This window comes from Oleiphilus sp. HI0125, from assembly GCF_001635355.1.
The window spans coordinates 1-3,225 of the sequence record NZ_LWGF01000679.1; the positions used below are offsets into that span (position 1 = coordinate 1).

The window sequence follows — 3,225 nt, forward strand, 5'->3', positions numbered from 1 at the left end:
CACTCGAGAGCTGACTGAAACGAGATAAATTTGCATGTGAGATCGCATGGAATATGCCTTTTGTAATATGCGATTCAAAGCGTTTTATTTGAAGGGAAACAAATACTTGCTCTATTTGACTGATAATGCCATCGAGAATCACTGCAAGCAAAATAATAATAAACAATAGCCAAAGTGAAGATTGTGCACTATTAGGTAAAATACGATCAAAAATGATAAGTATAGAAAATGGTAGTACGAGGTTAAGTAAGGTACTGATAATTGAGCAACAAATGAGATAAAAGCTTCCTTCTAAACCGAGCTTTGGAAAGCGCTTAAATCTCATACATCACCTCCTTGCTCAATACTTCTGATTAAAGAATCAAGTTCTGGACGTTGTCTCCAGTCATATTGACGCATTCGAGCACTAATGTTAGCGACCATTTTTAAACTTAAATTTCCGAGTAAAGACTGAATTTCAACCACATTCTTAAGATAGTTATATTGAGTGTCAAAGAAGGCTCTGAGGCTATCAAAAAGCAATTTTTCGGCAGATAGCACATCGCTCAAAGTTCGTTCTCCTAGTTCATAGGCACGTTTTTGTCCTTTGAAAGACTCTTTATTTGCTTGTACGTTTTGTTTAAGCAATATGGCAGATTTAACATTTGCATTGACTTCTAATACGGCTTGTTTGAGATCAAGCTCTGCTTGTTGATAGGTATTGTCAAAATCGAGCTGTGATTGTTGAACTAGGTGCTTAGCTTTTTTTGCCTCAAAGAAACGCTCGCCACCGATAAGGATTGGCAAGTTGAGCGTCACTCGATAACTCGTGTTATCACTATCTCCAGTGGCAGGCAGAACAGTAGAGGATGCGTTATTCGTATCAGTGTATGAGTAGTTTATACCCGCACTGATCGTTGGAGAAAATTTTGATCTTGTCTCACTCAAGCTACTCTTACTTTTTTGAAGTGTTTGATACGCAATCAAAATATCGAAATTGGAGTCTCGCAATTGATTCAGGTAAATCGAAAGGGTGGCTTGATCAATTTCGCTAATTAAAATAGACGGATCAATATCATAGGTTGGGCTTGCACGATAACCGGCATCTTTTTGTAGTTTTGCGATTGCAATATCGATACGTTTCTGTAGATCTACTAACAAAGTGCTCACGCTGCCCACTTTTGCTTGTGCCTCGTATAGCGACGAGCGGGGGGTGTTTCCTGCTTCGACATTTTTACTGACCTGTTGTAAGAGTGTGTTAGATGAATCTAACTCATGTTCTGTTGCGAGTCTGCGGGTGTAAAGCTGAAGGATTTCAAGGTAGTTATTGAAGGCGCTAGAAATAATCTCCTGACGTGTTTGTTCAAACTTGAGCTGTTCAATTGTGTATTCTTGACGTGCTTGGCTGTAGCGAAATAGGCGGCCAAGATCGAATAACCGTTGGTTAAGTGTGATCTGATAACCATGCTCGTTATACTCGTTTTCGATATCCGGTCCCGGATCTTGTTCTGTGTTGGATTCATTCCAGGTTGTATTGGCACTAGCACTAAGGCTTGGGAAAAACTCAGTAAGGCTGATCGACTTATCGTATTCGCTCGCTTCAAGGCCTGCTTGCGCACTCGCGATTTCAAGATTATTGTTGACCGCTTGTTCGACCACAGAGGCGAGACTATCCGCATAGCTTTGCTGAACATAGCCCAGCTGGCTAAGTAAAATCAGTTTAGTTATAACGAACTTCAACATTCGTGTTGATTATCTCCCTGCGCGACAGACCTTGTGGGGACGCGCTAACTTATTTTTTGTACCGCCATGTAGTTTTTGATTACCTTGAAGATTTCTTCGTTTTTATATGGCTTGCCAATAATGTAGTCCATACCAGCATCCATACATTCTTTTTTATCTTTGTTGCTCGTGAGTGCTGTAGCACCAATGACGGTCAGTTCACCATATTGATCGGGGTTTGCACGTATCTTTCGTGTTGCTTCAATGCCGCCCATACCGGGCATAATGCAGTCCATAAAAATGATCGCTGGTTTTGCTTCTTTTAAACATTTCAGCGCTTCTTCCCCTGAATTTGCCGTATCGCAACTAATGCCGAATTCTTCTAATAGCTGAACCAAAATGATTTGCTGAATTTGATCATCCTCAACAACGAGTATGCGCTCGTCTGTCACAGCGGTTTTACTCTCTTCTTGATCGATCTGCTGAATCAATTTGGTGATAAAGCTTTTATTGTCTGAGGGGCGATAGAATATATGATCGACATGCTGGTAGGTGTCTTCGACCAAGTCAGGATCCGACACAGAAAGCAGCAGACGTGTACTGCCTTTTACTTTTGCCAAGCGAGATTTAAGTGTTTTACAGAATGACTTCAACTCAATGCCTGGTACCGTATCTGTCACGATAAAGGCATCAAACTCCTGTGCCTTGGCACTCGCTTTGAAAATATCGTTCGGTGAGCTTGCCCATTCCAAACCACAACCCGACTCTGAAATTGTGCGGCTGAGAATATCCAATTGCAGAGGCGAGTCGCCACATAACAGTACTTTCTTTCCTTCAAGGATTGCTTCGTTTTCAGGATAAACTTTTGGCGTTGCTTCAATACTGACGACTAACTTTTCGGCTTGAGTGAGTGTCGGCGACGATTCGTCTAAACAATCTAACCACTGCACTTTCAGTTGTGCATCACTGCCCAATAGCTGCTGAGACTCGGAGCGTGAGCCTAGGCTCTGAGCTTCAAACCACTTTGCATTTAAGACTTCGTCGAGCGGCGCACTGAGTTCATTGCTGAAGAGAAGCTCGAATGACAATACGATTTTATCGATGCTTTCAGCTGACTGGCATTGAACGAGCAGCAGTGCGTGTTTGTCGCTCATTTGTGTAATCGCATTTGAAAAGTGGAACAGCAGGGTCCAGAACACGCCGATCTGGTTTCCGAACACAACACTCGGAATGTGCGGATCGATATAGCTTTCCATTTTGCATTTATTACGTCGTACCTTACTTGCAAGGGATGTAGATAAATTCGCGAGGAGTGCATTAATGTCGATAAACTCGCCACCTTCTGCTTGGCCCGATGAAAGTAAGCGATTGAAGTTCTCGGCCAACTCTTCGAGCATATCCGTAGCCATCGATATTTCATGCGCTAAGAACACACCATGGTCATCTGTATCTTTGGTTAAAACGCGCAAACCACCTTTGATCGTGGTGGTGATGCCGCGCATTTCAAAACCGATCATCGCGTAT

Annotated in this window: 3 protein-coding genes; all 3 read right to left on the reverse strand. The window is 42.4% G+C overall.

What is annotated here, in order from left to right; all coding sequences use genetic code 11:
• Positions 1 to 325 (reverse strand): ABC transporter transmembrane domain-containing protein (locus tag A3762_RS09770; RefSeq protein ID WP_197469177.1); only part of this gene is annotated, 325 nt, incomplete at its 3' end.
• Complete coding sequence (locus tag A3762_RS09775; protein ID WP_068755207.1) at positions 322 to 1,722, reverse strand: TolC family protein; 1,401 nt, start codon at positions 1,720 to 1,722, stop codon at positions 322 to 324. The genes A3762_RS09775 and A3762_RS09770, both read right to left, overlap by 4 nt.
• A gap of 44 nt (positions 1,723 to 1,766) precedes the next feature.
• A partial coding sequence (locus A3762_RS09780; RefSeq protein WP_231878780.1) for a response regulator occupies positions 1,767 to 3,225 on the reverse strand: 1,459 nt, incomplete at its 5' end.